General features: G+C 53.2%; 26 protein-coding genes. 8 read left to right on the top strand and 18 right to left on the bottom strand.

The genetic code is table 11. The features are described 5' to 3' along the window. Window positions 1–59: 59 nt before the first annotated feature. The 5 genes from NTE_RS02785 to NTE_RS02765 all read right to left on the bottom strand — a co-directional run bounded on the left by NTE_RS02785 (window position 60) and on the right by NTE_RS02765 (window position 3,809). Window positions 60–662 carry an RlmE family RNA methyltransferase gene (locus NTE_RS02785; RefSeq protein ID WP_148699641.1) on the bottom strand — a complete coding sequence of 201 codons (603 nt, stop codon included), beginning with the start codon at window positions 660–662 and terminating at the stop codon, window positions 60–62. Next, a complete protein-coding gene (locus tag NTE_RS02780; RefSeq protein ID WP_148699640.1) occupies window positions 659–1,105 on the bottom strand; it encodes a helix-turn-helix transcriptional regulator in 447 nt (148 codons plus the stop codon). The genes NTE_RS02785 and NTE_RS02780 overlap by 4 nt, the downstream gene beginning before the upstream one ends. 90 nt (window positions 1,106–1,195) lie before the next feature. Further along, complete coding sequence (locus tag NTE_RS02775) at window positions 1,196–1,564, bottom strand: VOC family protein (RefSeq protein ID WP_148699639.1); 369 nt, start codon at window positions 1,562–1,564, stop codon at window positions 1,196–1,198. Between the two features lie 66 nt (window positions 1,565–1,630). Next, on the bottom strand, window positions 1,631–3,154 hold the full coding sequence (locus NTE_RS02770) for a 4-hydroxyphenylacetate 3-hydroxylase family protein (RefSeq protein ID WP_148699638.1): 1,524 nt from the start codon (window positions 3,152–3,154) through the stop codon (window positions 1,631–1,633). Window positions 3,155–3,308: 154 nt separating this feature from the next. Then, window positions 3,309–3,809, bottom strand: coding sequence for a hypothetical protein (locus NTE_RS02765; RefSeq protein ID WP_148699637.1), 501 nt, complete (start codon window positions 3,807–3,809; stop codon window positions 3,309–3,311). A gap of 101 nt (window positions 3,810–3,910) precedes the next feature. Here NTE_RS02765 and NTE_RS02760 point away from each other — a divergent pair, with 101 nt between their 5' ends. Together NTE_RS02760 and NTE_RS02755 are read left to right on the top strand one after the other, a co-directional pair. Then, the gene (locus NTE_RS02760) at window positions 3,911–4,441 is read left to right on the top strand and encodes an adenine phosphoribosyltransferase (RefSeq protein ID WP_193354085.1); all 531 of its coding nucleotides are present in this window, start codon (window positions 3,911–3,913) and stop codon (window positions 4,439–4,441) included. Between the two features lie 9 nt (window positions 4,442–4,450). Then, window positions 4,451–5,248 (top strand): S-methyl-5'-thioadenosine phosphorylase, encoded by a 798-nt coding sequence (locus tag NTE_RS02755; protein ID WP_148701997.1) that lies wholly within the window; start codon window positions 4,451–4,453, stop codon window positions 5,246–5,248. Here NTE_RS02755 and NTE_RS02750 read toward each other — a convergent pair. From NTE_RS02750 to NTE_RS02735, 4 genes are read right to left on the bottom strand one after another with little or no spacing between them, the layout of a single operon-like run. Next, window positions 5,240–5,542, bottom strand: coding sequence for a hypothetical protein (locus NTE_RS02750; RefSeq protein ID WP_148699636.1), 303 nt, complete (start codon window positions 5,540–5,542; stop codon window positions 5,240–5,242). The genes NTE_RS02755 and NTE_RS02750 overlap by 9 nt on opposite strands. A 5-nt stretch (window positions 5,543–5,547) precedes the next feature. Beyond that, complete coding sequence (locus NTE_RS02745; protein ID WP_148699635.1) at window positions 5,548–5,955, bottom strand: hypothetical protein; 408 nt, start codon at window positions 5,953–5,955, stop codon at window positions 5,548–5,550. 29 nt (window positions 5,956–5,984) lie between these two features. Further along, the gene (locus tag NTE_RS02740; RefSeq protein WP_148699634.1) at window positions 5,985–6,347 is read right to left on the bottom strand and encodes a helix-turn-helix domain-containing protein; all 363 of its coding nucleotides are present in this window, start codon (window positions 6,345–6,347) and stop codon (window positions 5,985–5,987) included. Between the two features lie 7 nt (window positions 6,348–6,354). Then, window positions 6,355–6,846 carry a ferritin-like domain-containing protein gene (locus NTE_RS02735; RefSeq protein WP_148699633.1) on the bottom strand — a complete coding sequence of 164 codons (492 nt, stop codon included), beginning with the start codon at window positions 6,844–6,846 and terminating at the stop codon, window positions 6,355–6,357. A 104-nt stretch (window positions 6,847–6,950) separates the two neighbouring features. Between NTE_RS02735 and NTE_RS02730 the strand changes: the two genes are divergently transcribed. Further along, the gene (locus tag NTE_RS02730; protein WP_148699632.1) at window positions 6,951–7,256 is read left to right on the top strand and encodes an antibiotic biosynthesis monooxygenase family protein; all 306 of its coding nucleotides are present in this window, start codon (window positions 6,951–6,953) and stop codon (window positions 7,254–7,256) included. A gap of 5 nt (window positions 7,257–7,261) precedes the next feature. On the opposite strand, the gene NTE_RS02725 is transcribed toward NTE_RS02730, so the two are convergent. Further along, on the bottom strand, window positions 7,262–8,164 hold the full coding sequence (locus NTE_RS02725) for a PfkB family carbohydrate kinase (RefSeq protein ID WP_148699631.1): 903 nt from the start codon (window positions 8,162–8,164) through the stop codon (window positions 7,262–7,264). Between the two features lie 83 nt (window positions 8,165–8,247). Here NTE_RS02725 and NTE_RS02720 point away from each other — a divergent pair, with 83 nt between their 5' ends. Both NTE_RS02720 and NTE_RS02715 read left to right on the top strand, forming a co-directional pair. Beyond that, complete coding sequence (locus tag NTE_RS02720) at window positions 8,248–8,826, top strand: UbiX family flavin prenyltransferase (protein WP_148701996.1); 579 nt, start codon at window positions 8,248–8,250, stop codon at window positions 8,824–8,826. An 88-nt stretch (window positions 8,827–8,914) separates the two neighbouring features. Next, window positions 8,915–9,412, top strand: a complete 498-nt coding sequence (locus tag NTE_RS02715) for an Hsp20/alpha crystallin family protein (RefSeq protein ID WP_148699630.1) — start codon at window positions 8,915–8,917, stop codon at window positions 9,410–9,412. Here the strand turns inward: NTE_RS02715 and NTE_RS02710 are convergent. From NTE_RS02710 to NTE_RS02695, 4 genes are read right to left on the bottom strand one after another with little or no spacing between them, the layout of a single operon-like run. After that, window positions 9,409–10,053 (bottom strand): KH domain-containing protein, encoded by a 645-nt coding sequence (locus NTE_RS02710; protein WP_148699629.1) that lies wholly within the window; start codon window positions 10,051–10,053, stop codon window positions 9,409–9,411. The two genes, NTE_RS02715 and NTE_RS02710, sit on opposite strands and share 4 nt — an antisense overlap. Window positions 10,054–10,065: 12 nt before the next feature. Next, window positions 10,066–10,935, bottom strand: a complete 870-nt coding sequence (locus NTE_RS02705; RefSeq protein WP_148699628.1) for a serine protein kinase RIO — start codon at window positions 10,933–10,935, stop codon at window positions 10,066–10,068. Between the two features lie 7 nt (window positions 10,936–10,942). Then, the gene (locus NTE_RS02700) at window positions 10,943–11,245 is read right to left on the bottom strand and encodes a DUF424 domain-containing protein (RefSeq protein ID WP_148699627.1); all 303 of its coding nucleotides are present in this window, start codon (window positions 11,243–11,245) and stop codon (window positions 10,943–10,945) included. Between the two features lie 58 nt (window positions 11,246–11,303). Next, complete coding sequence (locus tag NTE_RS02695) at window positions 11,304–12,128, bottom strand: ferredoxin--NADP reductase (RefSeq protein ID WP_148699626.1); 825 nt, start codon at window positions 12,126–12,128, stop codon at window positions 11,304–11,306. Window positions 12,129–12,216: 88 nt separating this feature from the next. On the opposite strand from NTE_RS02695, the gene NTE_RS02690 reads away from it, so the two are divergent. Then, window positions 12,217–12,753, top strand: coding sequence for a hypothetical protein (locus tag NTE_RS02690; protein ID WP_148699625.1), 537 nt, complete (start codon window positions 12,217–12,219; stop codon window positions 12,751–12,753). Here NTE_RS02690 and NTE_RS02685 read toward each other — a convergent pair. Further along, window positions 12,746–13,885 carry a tRNA (guanine(10)-N(2))-dimethyltransferase gene (locus NTE_RS02685; protein WP_148699624.1) on the bottom strand — a complete coding sequence of 380 codons (1,140 nt, stop codon included), beginning with the start codon at window positions 13,883–13,885 and terminating at the stop codon, window positions 12,746–12,748. The genes NTE_RS02690 and NTE_RS02685 overlap by 8 nt on opposite strands. A 189-nt stretch (window positions 13,886–14,074) precedes the next feature. Between NTE_RS02685 and NTE_RS02680 the strand changes: the two genes are divergently transcribed. Both NTE_RS02680 and rnhB read left to right on the top strand, forming a co-directional pair. After that, a complete protein-coding gene (locus NTE_RS02680; RefSeq protein ID WP_148699623.1) occupies window positions 14,075–15,658 on the top strand; it encodes a pyridoxal-phosphate dependent enzyme in 1,584 nt (527 codons plus the stop codon). A 101-nt stretch (window positions 15,659–15,759) separates the two neighbouring features. After that, on the top strand, window positions 15,760–16,410 hold the full coding sequence (gene rnhB / locus NTE_RS02675) for a ribonuclease HII (RefSeq protein WP_226987133.1): 651 nt from the start codon (window positions 15,760–15,762) through the stop codon (window positions 16,408–16,410). On the opposite strand, the gene NTE_RS02670 is transcribed toward rnhB, so the two are convergent. The 3 genes from NTE_RS02670 to NTE_RS02660 all read right to left on the bottom strand — a co-directional run bounded on the left by NTE_RS02670 (window position 16,407) and on the right by NTE_RS02660 (window position 19,704). Next, complete coding sequence (locus NTE_RS02670; protein ID WP_148701994.1) at window positions 16,407–17,078, bottom strand: fibrillarin-like rRNA/tRNA 2'-O-methyltransferase; 672 nt, start codon at window positions 17,076–17,078, stop codon at window positions 16,407–16,409. The two genes, rnhB and NTE_RS02670, sit on opposite strands and share 4 nt — an antisense overlap. Beyond that, the gene (locus NTE_RS02665) at window positions 17,059–18,384 is read right to left on the bottom strand and encodes an NOP5/NOP56 family protein (RefSeq protein ID WP_148699622.1); all 1,326 of its coding nucleotides are present in this window, start codon (window positions 18,382–18,384) and stop codon (window positions 17,059–17,061) included. The genes NTE_RS02670 and NTE_RS02665 overlap by 20 nt, the downstream gene beginning before the upstream one ends. A gap of 126 nt (window positions 18,385–18,510) precedes the next feature. Further along, entirely contained in the window at window positions 18,511–19,704 is a 1,194-nt protein-coding gene (locus tag NTE_RS02660; protein ID WP_226987246.1) for an RNA-guided endonuclease InsQ/TnpB family protein, read from the bottom strand. Between the last annotated feature and the right edge of the window lie 139 nt (window positions 19,705–19,843).

The following is a 19,843-nucleotide window of genomic DNA, read 5'->3' as shown; positions in this document are numbered from 1 at the left end:
TGAGGTTATTTGGTTTAATTGGGCAAAGTCCGGTGAGCATGAGAGAAAATAGCAATCATTCACTGGTGGCGAAAGCCGATGCACACCAGGTACAGTTCCGAACTTTCCTGCCGGCTTGCGGTTGGCTTGCTTATGAGCACCTTGGCAAAGCTTGCCTTCATCTCGTTCTTCAGCTCATTTAAAAACTCGCCCTCAAACACCTTGAATACCGCGCTGCCTCCACCCTTTAGCACCTGTTTTGCAAGGGCAAGGGCGCTCCTCGTAAGGTCTATTTGCCGCGCGTGGTCCACCTCCCACATGCCGCTGACGTTTGGCGCAAGGTCTGACAGCACGACGTCAGCTTTTTCCTCTCCCAGGGCCTCGATTATTTTTCTGACAGCGACGGGATCGTCTATGCTCCCTTGCAGTATCGTCGCGCCGGCCACCGGCTCTACCTCCTTGAGGTCGATTCCCACCACTTTGTTGTTACCCGGGCCGACCTCTTCCGTGGCGACCTGCACCCAGCCTCCGGGCGCGCAGCCAATGTCGACTATTCTGTTTCCGCGCCTGAGAATGCGGTAAGAATCGTTGATCTGCTTTAGCTTGTACGCGGCTCTACTCCTGTATCCTTGATCCTTGGCAAGGCGCCTGTAGTGATCCCTGCGGGCGTCTGCAAGCCTCATCTGGACGGATCTACTTCTTCTGTTTTTGATGTCGAGGATTGTTGATCTTGCTGCGACGGCCTTCTCTGCTGCTGGTTGGCCATGTTGAGGGACAGCACGAGCCAGTCCTCTATAAGGTTGCAGGTAATTGGGCTGTACGAGCCGTCAATAGAGCACATGTGCTCAACAGGACAGGTAAGGCAGGGCGCGTTTTCAACGCTGCTTGTGTCAATTGGCAGTTTGGTGGCAAAAAGCTTGTAAGTCCACCTGCCGTTTTCCAGCATCTTTTCCCTTCTTATCAGGGCACGGCGCTCCAGACGGATGGCTACTCTCGAGCCGTCGCGGCTTGTCAGGTCAAGTTCCTTCCAGAGCTCCGACTGCAGTATGCCGCCCTTGCCATTTGAGACGATTGTACGAAAGACTTTGCCGGTCAGATCCTCGATCTGGGCTTCATTCAGTTTCAAACACAGCTACCCCGAAGATACTTCTTCTGACGCATAACTGATAAATAATCCTTTTCGGCCGGGCACTCTCGTACACGGCCAAAAAAGCTACTACTTGGCGTTCCTGTCTTCCCTGATTATCCCAAAAAGGTTGCCCTCGGTGTCCTGGCAGGTGGCAAACCAGCCGACACCCGGTATGGCCATCTTGGGCATTACCACCTTGCCGCCACTTGAGGTTATCTTTTTGGAGAATTCGTCAACGTCCGGGACATCTATGGTATTCATGTTGGGCATGCTCTGCTGACCTCTCTTTGAGAGGCCGCCGTTTATGCCCGGCGCATCCTTGTCGCCAGTGGTGCACATCCAGTATTCCATCGGCCCGTCCCACTTTTCGAATTGCCATCCAAACACGTTACTGTAGAACTTTATCGCCCTTTCAGGGTTGTCTGCCGTCAGGTCGAAATGACATGGTCTTGGCATGGCATTGCGTAGATCGTCGAAATATTTAAGGATGCTTACCAAAAGTAAGCAGAGTAAAGAAAGTTACTACTGCTGCTTGCCCTTCTTCCTGACCCCGAATATCTTGTTGAAATATTCCGAGTTTTCCTGCGATATCTCGGCCGTTTCGCCTTCCTTGACGCTTGCAAGGTTCTTGGCAAGCTTTTTCTTGTATTCCAGCTGCATCTGCCTTGCTATCTGGATGCGCTGCGCCTGCGGAGAGCCGGCGCCGTGCATAGACTCTGTCAGGTAGCCTACCGCGTTCCTGCCAAGCGTCATGTTCTCGATGAGGCGGAGCATTCTCACCCTGCTCTCAGTCGAGACGCCCTTGCGACCTTTGAGGTATTTCTCAAGCAGAGGGCCAGTCTCGGGCCCGCGAAAGTCCTTTTCCGAGGGAAGCGTGACCATGAGGCCGCCGGCAATGTCCTGCGCCAGCCTGCTGATTTCATAGGGGAATTTCGTCACATTGTGCTTGCAAACGTTGGCCAGCATGTCGTCGCACTGCCAGTTTCCAGACGCCGTCTGGTGAGCCATGTACGAAGACGCAATTCCCGCGCCGAATATCGTCTCGTTGAGGTGAGTCATTTCTACAAGCTTGTCCTTGATGTGCGAGGCGCTTGCGACCCCGTTATAGTCTGCTATTGCCGCCGCGGCGCCTATCAGCACGTCGCCAAGGCCCGTCTTGCAGACGTACGAGCGCCTGTGGTAGCAGGTAAAGCGCTCGACGAGCATGGCCGCATAATCGTACTCGCCGTCCATGAAGATGAGCTCGTTTGGAATGAACACGTTGTCAAATATTATCATGGCCTCCTGGCCCCCGAACTTGCTGTTGCCGGCGTCAATGTCGCCTTCCTCCATCGACCTCGTGTCGCACGACTGCCTGCCATAGATGTAGGTGATGCCAGGGGCGTCGACCGGGACTGCGCCTACTATGGCATAGTCCTTGTCTTCTCCTTTCAAGCGCATGGTAGGCATGACGAGTATCCAGTGGGAGTTGATGCAGCCGGTCTGGTGCGCCTTGGCACCGGTGATGTAGACTCCCTTTTTGTCCCTCTTGACAATGTGCACAAACATGTCCGGGTCTGGCTGCTGCGACGGCGAGAGACTCCTGTCGCCCTTGACGTCCGTCATGGCGCCCCCGATGACATAGTTTTCGCGCTGGATCATCTTGATGAACTCCTTCAGGCGCGAGTGGTATTTCGTGTTGTGCTTCTGGTCAATTTCGTAGGTAGTGGAATACAGTGAATTCAGGGCGTCCATGCCGACGCAGCGCTGAAAGCACGTGCCTGTCAACTGGCCCAGCCTCCTTTGCATCTTGTTCTGGTTCACAAGGTCCTCGGCGCTTTCTGCGATGTGGAGGAACCTATTTACCTGCAGGCCAGATATCGACGACTTGGCTCCGGCCATCTCTGGCTCGGCGTTTGCAAGGTCATATGTAGCGGCCACCGCGTTAATTGAGGGGCGGATCATCGGGTGATCCACCGGCTCTTTTACAAGCTGTCCAAAAAGGTATACTTTGAGTTTTCTCCCCCTGAGGCTCTCTACGTACTCGGCCCCGTTCTTTATCGGCATATAATGAGGTACTTTGTCATGTTCTTATTTATATCTTCCAGATTTAGTTCTATAAGAGAAAAAGTTGGCTATTGTTGCTGCGTTGTTGTAGGAAATTTAGCACAGATGAGCGAACAGTGTGCTTTTTGTGATATCAGATTCCATGCCATTCTTCTTATTGTATGTAGGACTGGCTTGCCCTGTCGAAATTCTTGATCACCTGAAACTCGCGGCCAAACTGCGTCTGCATCATGTTGCGCAGCTGTGGGAACAGCGACGATGGGTCTTCCTTGGCCATCTTGGTCGAGCTGTGGTCCTCTCCAAGCATTGTCTTGCAGAGGTCGTACGTCATCTGGCGCACCGAATTTTCGTCGATGATGCCAAGGCTGTGCAGGTATTCGTGCGCCAAGACCATGAACACGTACGCGTTGTACTCTGCCTCCGAGCCGGACAGCCTGCGGATTGCGGCAAGCACGTGGCTGTTCATCACGATCACGTTTGACCCCAGAATATGGTAGGCGCCAAGGTTTGTCGGCATGACCTGCAGTATCAGGCTCAGGCCGGCACGGTGCATCTTGAATTTTTCATAGACGGCGCTCTTGACCAGCTCAAACGCTTCATTAAAGTCCTTGAGCCCGGCGACTTTGGCCTGAAACTCTGCCTGCGATGACTGCATTCTTTCTGTCTATTATTAGGCAATCGACCGTATAAAGCAGGCAGTAAGCCGGGGCTTACTTCGCAATCTTTTTTACCGCCACCCAATGCGTAGTGTCCGTGGTGGCCAAGCTAAACCTCAACAGGATAATCGGCAAGCATCAGGACTTTCCAAAACCAGGCATACTTTTCCGCGACATCAATCCTGTTTTCCGGAACCCTGACGCCCTCAAGTTCATTGCAACCGAGTTTTCCCGCAGGTTTTCAAAGACGAGGTACGACATGACGGCGGGCATCGAGTCAAGGGGCTTTGTTGTCGCAACGGTACTTGGCATGAAGGCGGGCAAGGGCGTGATAATGATAAGAAAAGTAGGCAAGCTTCCTGGCCCCACGATAAAGAAATCGTACGACATCGAGTACGGAAATGCCACCATGGAGCTGCAGATAGGCGCGGTGAAAAAGGGACAAAAAGTCCTGATAGCTGACGACCTGATTGCGACCGGCGGGACTGCCGTTGCAGCGGCGCAGCTGGTAGAGGAGCTTGGAGGCAAGGTCGCAGGGTTTGCTTTTGTCATTGAACTGGCAGGGCTAAAGGGAGCCGACAGGCTGCGCGAGATGGGCTACAAGGTCGAGTCGCTGGTGGTGTACGATTAAAAAATGGCAATGACGGAAAAGGCAGACATTGGCATCATCGGCGGCACGGGCGTTTATGACTCTGGCCTTTTCAGCGACAAAAAAGAGATCAAGGTGCACACGCCGTACGGCGAGCCTTCCGATCTTATTACAATCGGTGAGTACGCTGGCAGAAAGGTGGCATTTTTGCCAAGGCACGGCAGGGGCCACAGGATACCGCCACACATGATCAACTTTCGCGCCAACATATGGGCGCTAAAGCAGCTTGGCGTCAAGCGCATAATCGCGCCGTCGGCGGTTGGAAGCCTCGGCTTTGACTACAAGCCCGGCCACATTGCCCTTCCCGACCAGTTCATCGACTTTACCAAGAAAAGAGAGTACACGTTTTACGACGGCGGGCAGGTGGCGCACGTCTCCATGGCAGACCCGTTCTGCCCGGAAATCCGCGACGTCGCTGCGCAAGTTATCGAGAGGCTAAAGTTCCCGTTCCAGCCAAAGGCGACGTACGTCTGCATCGAAGGCCCGCGCTTTTCAACTAGGGCAGAATCAAAATTTTTCCGCGACGTCATGAAGGCCGACATCATCGGCATGACGCTCGTGCCAGAAGTCACGCTTGCACGCGAAGCTGAAATCTGCTATCTGTCCGTGGCAACAGTCACCGACTATGACGTATGGGCAGAAATCCCGGTCACTTCAAAAGAAATCATTGAAACCCTGCACAAGAACGTGGAAAAGACGAAAAAGCTGGTTGCAGAGTTGATACCGGCAGTGCCGCTGGAACGCACAAAATGCGCCTGCGGAAACGCGCTTGAAGGCTCGCTACTCTGAAGGCGGCTTTATTCCTTCCGGGAGGGTGACGTCGCCTTCCACTATTTTGCGCTGGATGGTGTCAACCAGCGCGTCCGGGTCGATTCCCATCTTGGCTATTTTTTCAAGCGTCGTCTTGGCGATTTTCACGCTTGCGTTATGGCCGCCTATCCTACCAAAGGCAATGGCGGTGAACCGGAACTCTTTTCCCCTGACTACAAAATAGCCGGACAGTTTTGCGGCAATTTCGCTCCCGTCGGCGTTTTTGACAAACACGGTCACTGGTGGAATATTATTGTCGCCGGCGCGCTCCATCTTGCCTACTTGCCCTCTACCTCTACGTTGCGGTTTACGTTGTTCTTGACCAAAAAGCTCCACCACTCCGGGTCGGCGATGGCATAGTCCTTGACCTCGATCTCGACCAATTTTTCGTCGGCGTCTTCAAACCTGAACCGGCCTTCTTTTACAAGCTTGACAAGGCGCCATCGCAGGTGCCCTTTCCGCTTTCGGCTCACTGCGACTGCCCACTCTTCTTCCTCCTTTTTCTTGGGCATACCAATGTAGTCGACGATGTCAAGGATGCCAAGGCGCTTTTCCTCGCAAAACATCTCTTTTGTCAAGAGGCTGCGCCAGATGTCCACGGACCCAAGCGTCCTTCCGTTCTCGTTGATGTTTATCACCCCAAAATAGACTACCTTGTCGCCGCCCGTCGGGTCAGAAGTCGCCATCTCTTGCCATACAGAGAGCCGGCGGACACCTATTTAGTTCTTGCATCTTCAAACGGCTTTTCAAGCACTATTCCTATGTTGTCTACCCGCAGGTTCTTTTTGAATGGGATGTTATCCTCGGCGCAGCGGCGCCTGTAGCGGTTGGTGACTGCAAAGCGGGGATGCAGCGACTCAAATTCCATTGCAGTTATCTCGATCACCATCCCACGGCCTACAAGGGATTTTGCGACTGCCTGCGCCTGCTTTTCATCGCCAATGCCCGTTGCCTTTGATATCCTGGCGGCGTCCATCTTGCCGCTCTTTACGATGGCGACGTACGCCCGGGCTTCCTCCGGGCTTATCTTTAGCTCCTCTATTATGGCCTGCTCGACGTTTGAAAGGTTGACTGCCATTTCTCACTTACTTTACTTCAAGCGAATTGAGGACGTCCTCGGTATGCTGCTCGTCCTTGACCTCGTCGGCAAGGATGGTGGTGGCAAGGTTGTACGTCACAAAGTCGCCCAGCTCAAGCGCCTTTTTGGCAAGGGCGTTATAGTTTTCAACTGCCTTGCCTTCAAATTGCATGGCTCGCTCCAGCGCGGACCGCAGCGTCAGGTGCTTTACTGGGTCAAGAGGGCCGATGGTGCTCAGTTTTTCCCATTCTGCAGGATTGCTTGGCGCCTTGCCCCCAAGCTCAGATATCCTGTTTGCCAAAAGTTCTGCGTGCATCAGTTCGCCGGTTGCCTGCGTCTTTAGCGCCTGCGCGTAGGTGACAAGCCCTATTCCTTCCATGTTGATGCCCACGTACCAAAAGTAGTGAAAGATGCGCATCTCGTCCGAGTACGCCTTCTGGAGGATGTCGACTATTACCTGCGCGTTCTTGCCTAGGAGCTTTTTCTCTGTGCGTCCCATATCTATGTCACGGCATGTGTTTCGGGGTATTTATTTTTGCCAGAAATCCCGGTCCAACTGGCATCCATGTTATTAGATATCAAAAACCATAACTTGACAGGCATATGATAGTTGAATACATACACTACGAGATCCCAGGCGAAAGGCAGCAGGAGTTTGAGGCAGCGTACAACGACGCAGCCAAGTCGCTGATGTCATCTGTCCATTGCCAGAAATACGAACTGTCACACTGCGTTGAAAACCCTGACCTGTACATACTCAGGATAGAGTGGGACTCGCTTGACGGCCACATGAAAGGGTTCAGGGGAAGCCGGGAATTTGGCAGGTTCTTTGATCTGGTCAAGCCGTTTTTTAACGATATTCAGGAGATGCAGCACTACGAGCCAACCCGGGTAAGGGGTGAAAAGTAAAGCTATCAGAATTGCACCAAGTTGCGGTATTTCTGGTAGCGCCCCTCAACGTCGTCTTTGGTTATAGCAAGAAGCCTTCTGACGCCAAAGTCCTCCACGGCAAAAGAGCCCATGACGTTTCCGTATATCACAGCCTCCTTCATCGTGCGGAAATCAACCTTGTCTTTCCTTGCGATGTGGCCCAGAAAACCGCCGGCAAACGAGTCGCCGGCGCCGGTCGGGTCGGAAATTTCGTCGAGAAAGAACGCGGTCGCAGGGAACACCTCGCCGTCTTTGGTAAAGAGCACGGCGCCGTGCTCCCCCTTTTTTATTATCGCAAATTTCGGCCCAAAAGACATTATCTGCCTTGCGCATTTTGCGATGTTGACCTCGTTGCAGAGAAGGCGCGCCTCGCTGTCGTTTATCACGACGCCGTCAGTTTTTCCGATCATCTTGACGACGTCGTCCCTTGCCGTGTGGATCCAGTACTCTATCGTGTCGCAGACTACCAGCTTTGGCTTTTCAAAGTGCCGCAGTATCGCCATGTTCTGCCGCGGGTCGTTGTTTGCAAGGTAGACGTATTCAGACGTTGCATACTCTTCCGGAATGACAGGGTCAAAATCGGAAATTACGTTCAGCTCGGTCTTGAGCGTCTTTCTGTTTGAAAGGTTGTAGTCAAACTCGGAATCATAGTGGAAGCACTTGCCGCCGCTGACTGTCACGATGCCCTTTGTGTCGACGCCCTTTGACCTGACCGCCTCGATATGAGAAAGAGGCATGTCCTCTCCAATAGCTGCGACCATGCCCGTCCGGGCAAACATGCCTGCAGAAAGCGAGGCAAAGGTAGCGGCTCCGCCAAGTATCCTCTCTTCTATGCGAAATGGCGTTCGCGTGGTGTCAAGGGCCATCGTGCCAAAGACGGTCAGCACGAAAGGAAATGCGCGACTGTCAGTAAATAAACCCTTGCGCTACAGGCGGCATCGTTATATAACAAGTGTACAAGCTTGCAACTGTGCGGCTGGTAATCGCCATAACGGGGGCCTCCGGCGTGATATACGGAATACGCGCCCTTGAGGCGCTCAAAAAGCTAAAGGTAGAGACGCACCTCATCCTGAGCGAGTGGGGCGAAAAGACCATCAAGATAGAAACCGACAGGACGGGCGACTCTGTCCGCTCGCTTGCGACCAAGGTGTACGAGGACACCAACATGGCCGCGCCAGTTTCTTCCGGCTCTTTCAGGATAGACGGCATGGCAGTCATCCCGTGCAGCATGCGCACGCTTGCAAGCATTGCAAACGGGCTTGACGACACGCTGGTGTCAAGGGCGGCAAGCGTCTGCATAAAGGAGGGCAGAAAGGTGGTGATTGTGCCAAGGGAGGCGCCGCTGTCAAAAATCCACCTTGAGAACATGAGCAAGCTTGCCGGGATCCACAACGTCGTCATCATGCCGGCGATGCCCGGCTTTTACCACAAGCCGCAGACGATGGACGACCTGATAGACCACGTGGTTGGAAAGGTGCTTGACCAGTTTGGCATCGACCACGGGCTCTTTAGGCGCTGGGGCGAGCATACCGGCGGCAAGATGGCATGATGACGAGAGAAGATCTATAAGTTTTATAATCTCTGGATGGTATTGTTTTTTGTAGAGAATGCCGGAGAGAGGAGGGGGATAAGCAGAATTGGCAAAGTACACCAAGAAATATTCCACCGGGCGCTCGATAGGCTTTATAGTTCCCCTGCTGGCACTGATGCTTGTCGGTGCCATGTACGTCATGGCGGCAAGAAACGGCCAGAACAACGGCGCCAGCTTTATCCTCATCACGATTGCGGCAGGTTTTGTCATCTACTGGGTGCGCGAGATCCGCAAGATGTCCGGCCCGCCGGAACAAAAGGTCATAATGCCCCGCGACGCGGAACAGCAAAAGAAGGACTGGGTCTACGACCTCATAAAGAATAACGACGGGGCGATGGTGTTCGTGGCAGAGGTTCCCGGCCCGGAGGACCAGATAAACGTCCGGCTTTCAGAAGGCGTGCTAAAGATAAAAGGCGGCCAGAATTTTTCCAAGGACGTGCAGCTTGACCCGACTGCCACTACCCCTGCCGCCGCTGCTGAAATGGGCATATCTGACTACAAGTACAGAAACGGCGTGCTCACGATAAGGATGCAAAAGCTTTAGAAAGTTTTTTCTTCTTCCGTTATTCCTTCTTCTTCGTCCTCTTTACCTTCTTCTCTTCCTTCAACATCGTGTTTGTCGTCTTCCCACAGGCGCATCCTGTCCATCTTGTCGCGCCTTCTTGCCTCCTGCAGCATGTTGTAGACGCTCTTGTGCATGCTTCCCCGGCACAGCATGTCTATTGCGTCCGTCGCAAGCCGGACCTCGTGGTACGTGCCTATCAGGCTCACGGTGTGTCCGTACACAGACACGGATGCGCCGCTCAGCTCTTCTATCGTGCGCCTTGACTTGCCGCCCTCGCCAATTATCCTGCCCTTGACGCGCTCTAGCGCGTTTGGCGATCTGCCGGTATAATCGCGCAGGTCTATTTGCTGGAACAGCATCTCTTCCTCTTCCAAAAGGCGCATGGCGCGCTGGGGCGAAAAGCCCCGCGATATCGCGGAAATTATCTCTACAGCCTTGAACATCTCTATCTGCTCGACAGGCTTGTTTTCTCCTGTTGTTATCACGGCGTCGCCGGACTCGCTGTCAACTTCAATGGCGACTCCGCACCTCTTTTCAATCTCCTGCTTTATCCTGCCGCCCTTGCCTATCAGGACGGCTATCCTCTCCCTTGGAAGCTTGATGTTGTGCTGGAAGCTCATATCTTGTTTTTCTTATCCTGTCATTATTTTTTCCATGAGGTGCGTGGTGTCAATGACGTCTATGCCCCGCTTGATGAAGAACCTGTTTACGTTCTGCACGTCGCGGACTAAAAACTGTTTTGAATAGGGGTGCTTGACGTCCACTGCCGAGCCAAAGTCAAGCAGGATTATCTCGCCCTGCGGGTTCTTGAATATGTTGTACTCTGACAGGTCGGCGTGCACAAGCCCGGCCTTTTGGTACAGGATCTGCAGTTGTTTTACCACTTCAGAGTAGTCAGCGGGGGTCATGTCTTCAAGGCTTGCCAGCGGGGTCGCGACGTTTCCCTCGCTGTCGCCGATAAACTCCATGACAAGCACGTTCTTTTCAACCGCTATTGGCGCCGGCGCGCGGACGCCTGCCTTGTGCGCCTGCTGCAGGTTCTTGAACTCTTTTCTTGCCCATGCCGCGATAAAGTTGCGGGTGCCTCCCTTGATCTCTGAAAAGCGCGGGTCGCCGGCGATATACTGCATCCTCTTTTTGAACTCGGCGCTCACCGTCAGGTATATCTTGACCGCAAGGGGAGAGCCGTCAGGCGCCTCTGCGATGAACACCTTGGCCTCCTTGCCGGACGCAAAGTGGCTCTGCACAGATTTCAGTATGCCGTCGTTTACCATTTTCGTGATGACCATCATGGTGGGCATGTCAAACACCTCTTCTACCACCTGGTAGTCTTCTGACCTCTTGTCCAGAAACCGGTTTTCCCGCTCGTGGCGGCGGTAGCGCCTGTCAGCCCGCGCCACTGCCTTTGGCTCTTCTTCTTGTCGCTGCTGTTGCTGCTGATGATGATAGTGCTCCTCTTCTTCTTCCGGCCGCTGATCCTCTTCTCCTTCTTCTTTGCCCATCAGAGCATCACTTTTGCTGGAACTTGAATATCATCAAAAATGGGACTCCGGATATGCGCTTGACGCTTACTTCTTTTGCCATCTTCATGGAAAGCGCCTGGCCCACTATCTTGTCGCCTACCAAATTTGCTATTGCGCATTTCTTTAATAGCTCGCCAGCCTGCTCTTGCGTTATCACTTCTTGCTTGAAATATGCTTCTGTCAGGTCGATTGCAAGGCTATCCTGCTCTAGCTTGCTTCCTATCAGCTCAAGGTCGCAAATGTCTATCATGAGAGACCCCTGGTACTGGGTGGTCCGGGCGGCGTACAACTGGTTTTTGCTTCTACAAACAGTGTAATGAGTATTTTGCTGTGTGCGTATTTCTTATCTAGCCGTACGTCTCTACCTTGATGTCAAACGAGCCGTCCTTGCGCTTGTTCCTGTTGCTGACAAACCCGAGCGGCTGCAGTATCGAGATCACGTTGTCGATGGTGCCCGAGTAGCCGCAGATGTGGAAAAACGAGTTTTCCGGCGCGACCCTGTTTCCAAGCGCCCTTTCAAGCTCTGACACGCCATCGCTTTTTGGCACCAAAAGCGACTCCACCCTGCCGGTGTGGCCGGTCCAGCCCTCCGAGCCGGGCTCGTGTGGCCTGCTTATTGTCGGCAGGTAGATAAAATCACTGTTTTCTTTTGCAAGCCGTTCAAACAGGTCGCGGTAGCCAAGCTCCTTTGCGTTGCGCGCGCCGTGCAACAGTGCTATCCTGCGCTTTGACCCGATTGCCCTTAGGTGCAGGACATAGGCGACAAACGGTGCAAGGCCGGTCCCCGATGCGACCAGTACAAGCGTCCTTTCGTCAGACGTGCCGTCTGCTTTTTTGTCCTCCATTGTAAAGGCGCCGGCAGGCTTGCGCCAGTAAAGCTCGTCGCCTTCTTTCATGTCAAAAAGGGCGGTGGTGAACTTGCCGGGCACCGGCTCTTGCGCCCACTTTATGTATAGTTCAAAGTACCGCTTTTCCTCTGGAGGCGAGGAAAGCGAGTAGGCGCGGTTTGTTATCTTGTCTTCGCCGTCCAGCTTTAATCCAAGGGTGACGAACTGGCCTGGCCTAAAGTCAGGCACAGGGCTTCCGTCAGACGGCTGGATGCGGATTATCGCAAGGTCAGGAGTAAGGTCGTGCCGGTAGACAAGTTTGCCAAGGCTGGGCTGTACGCTCATGTGCACTTGTACTCCGGATTTTGCGGTATATTTTGATATGCTTTTTTTGGTATGTTTTTATTTGGAGCTGTTGCACGGTGTAACTGCTTTGGCAAGCAAAAAGGGCATAGTGATAACGGCCATAATCGCCGCCGGCATAATCGGCACGAGCGTACTCATCTGGCTCTTGCCGCAGCAGGGCACGCCCACCGGCGTCAACATCACCGATGAAAAAGGCGCCGAGGCCGACGCCGCCAACCTGCCTGCCGACAACCTGTCGTTTGTCTACACGCAGCACAATTTTGCCACGACCGAGGTTGAAAACTCGTTTGACAAGTGGTCCAAGGGCGAGGTCGCTGCCAATGACATGAACGCCGCCATAAGCACTGCAAGGTCGAACCTTGATGCGCTGAAAAAGCGCGTCGACACGCCTGGCGTCCCGCAGCAGTGGCAGGAAAGCTATGGCCTGTACTCTCAGGCCCTTGGCAAGTTTGGCAGCTACCTTGATGAGATGAAGAGGCTCGTCGACAGCAACGACAAAAACGCAGCCGACCACGCAACGCTTGACTCTATCAAGACAGAGATGAACGACTTGGTTGACCGCTCGATAAAGGCGTTTCCCACTACCGCTGCTCCTGCTACCTGAGCACGTCGATTATCCGGTCTAGCCTTGCGTCTGTTTTAAAAGCTCCAAAGTTGAGAGGCGTCTTTGACGCCCTGTAGCCGGCGGCTTGCAGCTTTTCAATTATCTTTGGGATTGAATGAGGGTTTGTCCTCAGTTTTGAAGAAATCTCGTCTGCCTTGAAGTAGTACGGCACATGGTCGATCTCATCGAGGGCCGCGTCAAGGACTTTTTTGCTTTTCTCGTCGTTGCCTGCCTGCTCTTTCATTTTTGCGACAAACTCTTTTTCGTGCAGTTGTCCAGTCCACAGCTGGCCTCCAATGCGGAGCTTTTTCTGGCACAGCTCGCACTTGACGGTTCCGTCATACTCGCGGGTTGCAAGCCTGTTGCCGCAGTTAAAGCAGTGCATCACGTAGCCGATGTTTGCATAAACGTCGTTTGCCTCGCTAGAGCTGACCGATACCTGCGCGTACACCCGCAGGTAGTGCATCGTGGCGTGCGAAAACACCGGCTTTATTGCAAGCTCTAGCCTTGAAGCGGTGAGCGCTATCAGCGACGTGAGCAGGCGCAGCGCAGTCTCGTTGCCATAGCTGTTGTTCAGCGGCCGGCCGTAGTAGCGGCGCAGGCACACTTTGGGATAGACGCCGCAGAGGACGGCAGTATCAGTCGCGGTTATCGAGACCAGGCCGTCGTCAAGAGCAGCGCGAAGGACGCAGTCGACGTGGCGCGCAGGCGTTCCAAACGGGTCGAGGTCGACGATTCCAAAGCGCTCCTCGCTGTCGTTTCCCTTCATCAAGAACTTGCAGACTTCGTTGATGGAGAAGCGGCATTTTTCAGAGACGCCGTTAAGTTCTGCAGATCTTTTGGCAGCTTCAATCGCTGTCGGATTTGCGTCATTGGCAAACACCTGCTCTATCTCTGGCACCTCCACCGCCACGCGGAGGGCGCGGGCGCCAATCCCCGTAAAGCCGTCTGCAAGCGTCTTTTCCTTTAGCCGGGGCGCAAAGGCGCGGTACGCAAGTATTGAGAGGTCGCGGCTCTGCTTTGCCGCAGGGTTGAAAAAGGCGGGGACCTTGGGCGGCACCCTTTCTGTCAGAGACAGCGCTGGCACTAGCAGTCTCGTCCTGCCCTCCACTGTCTCGACAAAGCCGTCCATGTATGCAAGAGAAGGCTGTTTTATGCGATATTTTTATTTATTATTGTCAAGCGCAGGTACTGTTAACTATTCGTCAAATGCCAAATCATCTCAATATCGATGTAACCTGTGACAAGCAGGTTGCCAGCACTGGCTAACACACATTTTATACCCGGTTGCGGAATTAGATTGCAGAGAGAGTAAAGCAAATTGCAAGGACAGGACGAAGTAAACAACGTCGATGACTCGCTACTTTTGCATTTTGAGCAAGAGATCCGGAGCAAGGTTCCTCACCTAGGAGAGAAACCTGGCGATGCAAAGACAGCGGCTACAATAATCAACGCAACTCCGCTTGTCGACATCACCAAAGACCTGAAGGAATGCGCAAAAAATGTGTTCGGTCTGGACCTTGCTGACAAATCACTGAGGGTTTTCGGCAAGTTCGATTCGGACCTGCTGGCAGGCTCCATCAAAGTAAGGCCGGCAGTCCAGATAATCCATGATGCCATCGCTACCGGGAAGCTCAAGCGCGGGCAGACGATATTTGAAGCGACTTCGGGCAACTTTGGGATTGCCCTGGGGCAAATCTCCAAGCTGGGCATAGATGTTGTTGCCCTTGTCTCCAGAAAGCTTCAGGAAGGGGTGTTCGACGAGCTGAGAAACGAAAATACGCGCATCATCAATCTCGACATGGACATCTGCCCTGCTCCGGGAATGAAGGGAAATGCAAGCCTCATGGCCGCCAAGGCGACAGCCTCAAACGTTCGCGCACAGCTCACCGAATTGGGGTTTGACCCTGCAATTTTCGACAAGTCGCGCTCCGAGGTGGAAGCGATCCTGGCGAGCCAGGACATAATAAACCTGGCAAAGCTGCTTGCAAAGATCTATGGCGGCTTTTGCCCTGAACAGTACGACAACGAGCTGAACATTGAAGTGCACAGAACCATAACAGCTGCAGAACTAGACCAGCAATTGCGTGAACAAGGAGTTGCGCTGTCAGAGTCCAGAATCGTCTGCACGTTTGGCACGGGCGGCACCTCCGGCGGCCTGAGCAGGTACATGATGGAGAAATACGGCAAAAAGTCCGTGCACGTAGTCTTTCCACTTGGCGATCAGGATGTCGCAGGGATAAGGACAAAAGGCAAGGCATCGGGTCTAAAGTTTTACGAGCCTGACAGGTATGCAGGACAGCATGAAGCGGATTTCAGGCAGGCAAAACGCCTGCTAAAGTTTTTCGTGGACAAAGGGTACGACATGGGGGAAAGCAGCGCCCTAGCGCTTTACGCCGTGGTACAGATGGCGAACTTTGGCATGAGTGATAGCTTTATCGTGATGATCGCAGACGGGATCCAAAAGTACAGAAAAAGCCTTGAAGCGATGAAGGAAGAAAAACAACAAAGGAGTTTGCAGGTTCCCCTGCAAGAAGCTGTCTCCAACATCGGAAATTATGACCGGGTTGTCTGGATTCACACGATGTATACCCCGCGCAAAGAAGGGATAGAGCTCATCGCAAAGTCGCTGGGCGTTGATGAAAGCAAGATCTTTGTTCCAACGGCCAGAGAGGTGGAGCAGTTATTGATGACCCAGCAAGTGCCCAAGGAGATGGAAAAATCATTGGGAGGCGCCAATGCAAAGCCATTGCTTGTCTGCATGATGGGAAACACTTCTCTCAGGGTAGCTGAAGTGCTTGCGCAGAAGGGCATCGTGGCTGAAAGTTTGAATGGCGGGATATCAGCCCTTTCTGAAGGGAAAGGCAAGCAGTTGCCCGAATTGGTGCGAATGGCTACCGAATAAAAAATGTTAGCCTGCGCAACACATCTCGAATGCCCCCAAGATCGAACAGAGCCCAAGCGCAAAAGGGATAATAGCTACCTCCAAAATCACATAGACAGCTTATGCTGTTAATTGGCGGCGTGGACGAGGCGGGGCGCGGCTCGATAATAGGGCCGCTTGTTGTTGCCGGCGTCTCTGTCCGCGAGTCAAAAATTACAAAATTAAAAGAGATGGGTGTCAGAGATTCCAAGCAGCTGACGCGGCAGGCTCGCGAAAAGCTCTATGACGAAATAATCAGCATCGCCGACCACTACCACATACACACGATAAAGTCGACAGAGGTGGACAGCCATGTGCTGCAGCGCGGCCTGAACAAGCTGGAGGCAAGGGCGATGGCTCACGTCATCGGCAAGATGAAGGTCGACGAGGTGTACGTCGACTGCTGCGACACAAACCCTGAGCGCTACAGGGAGCACATCGCGTGCCACCTAAAGAGCGCGACGCAGGTTATACATTCTATGCACCACGCAGACAGGATAAACGTCGTCGTATCTGCGGCGTCGATACTGGCCAAGATAACGCGCGACTTTGAAATACAAAAGATAAGGAAGCGCTACCGCGACATCGGCTCTGGCTACCCTTCCGACGAAAAGACGATGCTCTTTATCCGCAACTGGGTGGAGATGAAAAAGACGCCGCCGGCGTTTGCGAGAAAGTCGTGGAAGCCCCTGCGCACGATGCTTGAAGGAATGGAGCAGAGGACGCTTTTTTAGGACCTGAAAAAGCAGTAGATCATTCCGTGGTCCTTGTCAAACGGCTCCAGGTTCAGCACCTGGTCTATTGCAAAGCCGGCCTTTTCCAGTTTTTTTGCCTCCTGCACTACAACTGCCTTTGGGTCCATCAGAACGTCGATGCTGCGCGTCTTTACCACAAGGAGCATGACTCCGCCTGGCTTTAGGTACGCGTTGCAGTTTGCTATCGCAATCTCTGTCTGGTCCGGCTGGGCAATGTCGCAGTAAACGACATCAACCTTGCCAAACACTGAAAAATACGAGTTTGGCCTGCGTGCGTCTTCGAGGACTGGCACGACGTTCTTGCGCTTTGACGCCACGTTTTCTATCAGCTCCCGGGCAACTCGGGTGGCCGGCTCGACTGCAAACACTATGCCGGAATTGCCGACAATGTCAGAGACGTGGCTCACGGTCGTCCCGGTTGAAGCGCCGAGGTAAAGCACCTTGGTGCCGTTTTTTATCGGCAGGTTTCTGAGGCCTTTTTTCAGCGCGCCGGCAAGCTTGCTCCGAAACGGGTCCCACAAGCGGTACTCTTCGCCCCCTTGCTTCACCAGCTTTTCGCCATAGACGCTGTCGCCGGGGACAAGGTTTACCGTGGCCGCGTGTTTTTCGCCGCCGGCAAAGATCCACTTAATACCGTCGCTTTCCAAAGCGCTTTCGGTCCTTTCCCTTCTTCTTGCCGCCGCCAAACCTGTCGCGGCCGCCCTCTTGGCGCCGGTCTCTTCCTCCGCCTCCGCCAAAGCGCCTCGGTCCCCTGTCTTGGCGCCTCTCGTGCTCGCGGTATTTCTTGTCGCGCTCTTTTTCCGGCACTGGCTCCTTGTACTTTTCGCGGATCTCTTCAAGGCGCGTGTTCAGCTTTTCCGTGATCTGGGTGTCCTTGCCGGCGTGGCGGTAATAGTCTATCCTTGCCGCGATTGCGACCTTGGACGCCACCGCGCGGGCGATTTTTCCCCGCTGCCACTTTGGAGCCGAGTGTATGAGCGGATGCTGGAACAGTATGCCGTGCTTGGGCGGCCTTGCGCCTGTCTTTAGCGCGCGGAAGAGCGCCTTTTCTGCCCCAAGCACCTGGATGGTGCTTGCAGGGAGCACGGCAAGCCTTGCGAGGCTTCCAGCCTTGGCGATGAGCCTTGCGCCGACTGCGGCCGTCAGCAATTCCTTGACGTTTGGAGCCACGACTTCCATCGCGGCTTCGATGTGGTCTGAGAGTATGCGCCTCAGGTCCGACTGCAAAATGACCTGGTCTGCCAGCTTTTTGACGATTGCGAGGTTCTCCGGCGTCATGTCGCCACCCCTGCTGCGCCTTGCGCCGTCAAGGATTATCTCTGCCTTTTTGTCCTGTATGCCAGCGCTCTCCAGAATCTCTTTTGTTATCTTGTCACGCGAGCCGGCCCTGCTGATTATCTCCGCGTGCGCGACCTGGCTCTGCACAAGGTTGTCAAGCTCCGGGTAATGCAGGCCGTACCATTCGCGCATCCTAGTTCCGATTGTATTGATTATCTTGTCCAGCTCGTCCAGCGCGTTTATCGACTGGACTATGTGCAAGTCGAGTTTTTCAGACGCTTCCTTTACTCTCGATGAAGATAGATCTATTGCAAAGTCGCGCAGCGCCTGCATGGCGTCCTGCGGACTTGCCGCAAACCCAGCTTTTACGATATAATCAGGCTTGCTTCCCTGGATCTCTTGCTGTTGGGCCTCCTGCATCATCTGGGCGTTGGCAAGGCCGGCCTGGCGCAGCACTATCGCCACGCTTGCGTCATTTACGGATATGGTATTGTACGAGCGCAACTGGTCCACAAAGGGCTTGATCTCTTCTGGCGTGCCCCCGCTCTTTAGCATGCGGTACGAGCGCAGCGCACTGTCGAATTTCCTTGACGCCACGACGTTGCCTGCGCCGTCAAAGGCGGCTATGCCAAGCTCCAACAGGACCACGGAGCAAGAACTGTTACTTGAAGACATTTGCTGTGTGCTACAATAATGCCATTAAAAAACATAGGGTATGGCACGCTTGTACCCCGTAATTTTGAATAGCAAGTGTGCACAAGCGCCGCGTGCCCCAGAAAAAATCAGCTAGGATCAAGTGAACTACCAAGCCCTAGGGGAGGGCACTGGCTTCCCAGACAGGCTTGCGCCCGTCCCCCTGGTTAGCTGCATGTCACCATACAACGTTCCTGTTTCAATGACCTTACTCTGAGGCTCCACAGGCGTGACTTCCCGGCGCTCCACCGGTAGTTGCAGAAGCGTCAAACCGTTCTGCAAATGATTGATGGCAGAGTTGTAGTCTCTATCTAAAAGCGCGCCACACTTTGGACAAGAGTGGATACGTACTGCAAGTGACTTGGGTACGCGGTGGCCACACCTAGAACAGTCAAGCGAACTATACGCCGGATCCACTTCTACCACTCTGTTGGCCTTGTACTGGCACATAATCTTGAACGTATACCAGCTTGCATCCAGTATCTTGTGCGCAAGCTTGTGGTTCTTGGTCAGGTTAGCCATTCTTAGTCGTTCTAGGAATATCAAGTCGTAGTTTCTGCAATAGTATGCAGATGTTTTATGCAGAAAATCACTGCGCTTGTTGTTTATGCGCTCATATAACCGGGCAAGCATACGACGCGCCTTTTTTCTATTGTTGCTTCCGAGCTTTTTCCTCGACAGTCTGCGATGAGCCCTCTTCAATGGCCTTGACATTCTAGTCGAGAACTGCGGGTTTTCTACAACATGATTGTCTGAGTCGTGGGCAAACTTTGTGATACCAACGTCTATTCCTACTGGCTTCTTGTATACAATGGTAGAACATGACCTGCGAAGTATCTCGCAGCCTACTACTGCATACCATTTCCCATTCTTTCTGCATATCGTTACCTGCTTGATGTTGATTGGTTTTCTGTGTAAGATGATCTTTATGCGGCCTATCTTGGCGAGTACGAGCCTATTCTCTTCTATCTTGAATCCTTTTTGGTTGTAGGCAAAGGCGTGGAAATCATCGTTGTATCTGTACGATAATCTGCCGGTCTTGCAGCCATTTCTTTTCAGAGAGGACGTTGCTTTTCTGGCTGCTGCAACCTGCTTTGCCACCATTTGGAGCATCTTGGCGTAATAGTTTCGGAGCCACGGGTGCTGCTCCTTTAGTTCAGTCAGAGCATAGTTCATGTCATATTCTGACATCGGCGGGATTGACAAAAAATAGTTGTATATCCACCTGCAGCCGTCCAGTGTTTGCTCTAGTACAAGCTCCTGCTCTCTTGTAGGAGGTAGACGGAACTTGTAGTTGAGTATAATCTACTGGATTACTGGTTTCAGTACTTAACTAGTGACGCACCTTGGGGAGAGGGTGTAGGATAAGTAAATGCAGAAGTACTAACTGATAAACAAACACCTTTTATCACAGAATAATATTCTGTGGTAATCATATATT

Source organism: Candidatus Nitrososphaera evergladensis SR1, from assembly GCF_000730285.1.
GTDB classification, from domain to species: Archaea; Thermoproteota; Nitrososphaeria; order Nitrososphaerales; family Nitrososphaeraceae; genus Nitrososphaera; species Nitrososphaera evergladensis.
Note: the sequence above shows the minus strand (reverse complement) of the source record. Positions and strands in the feature narration are given on the sequence as shown.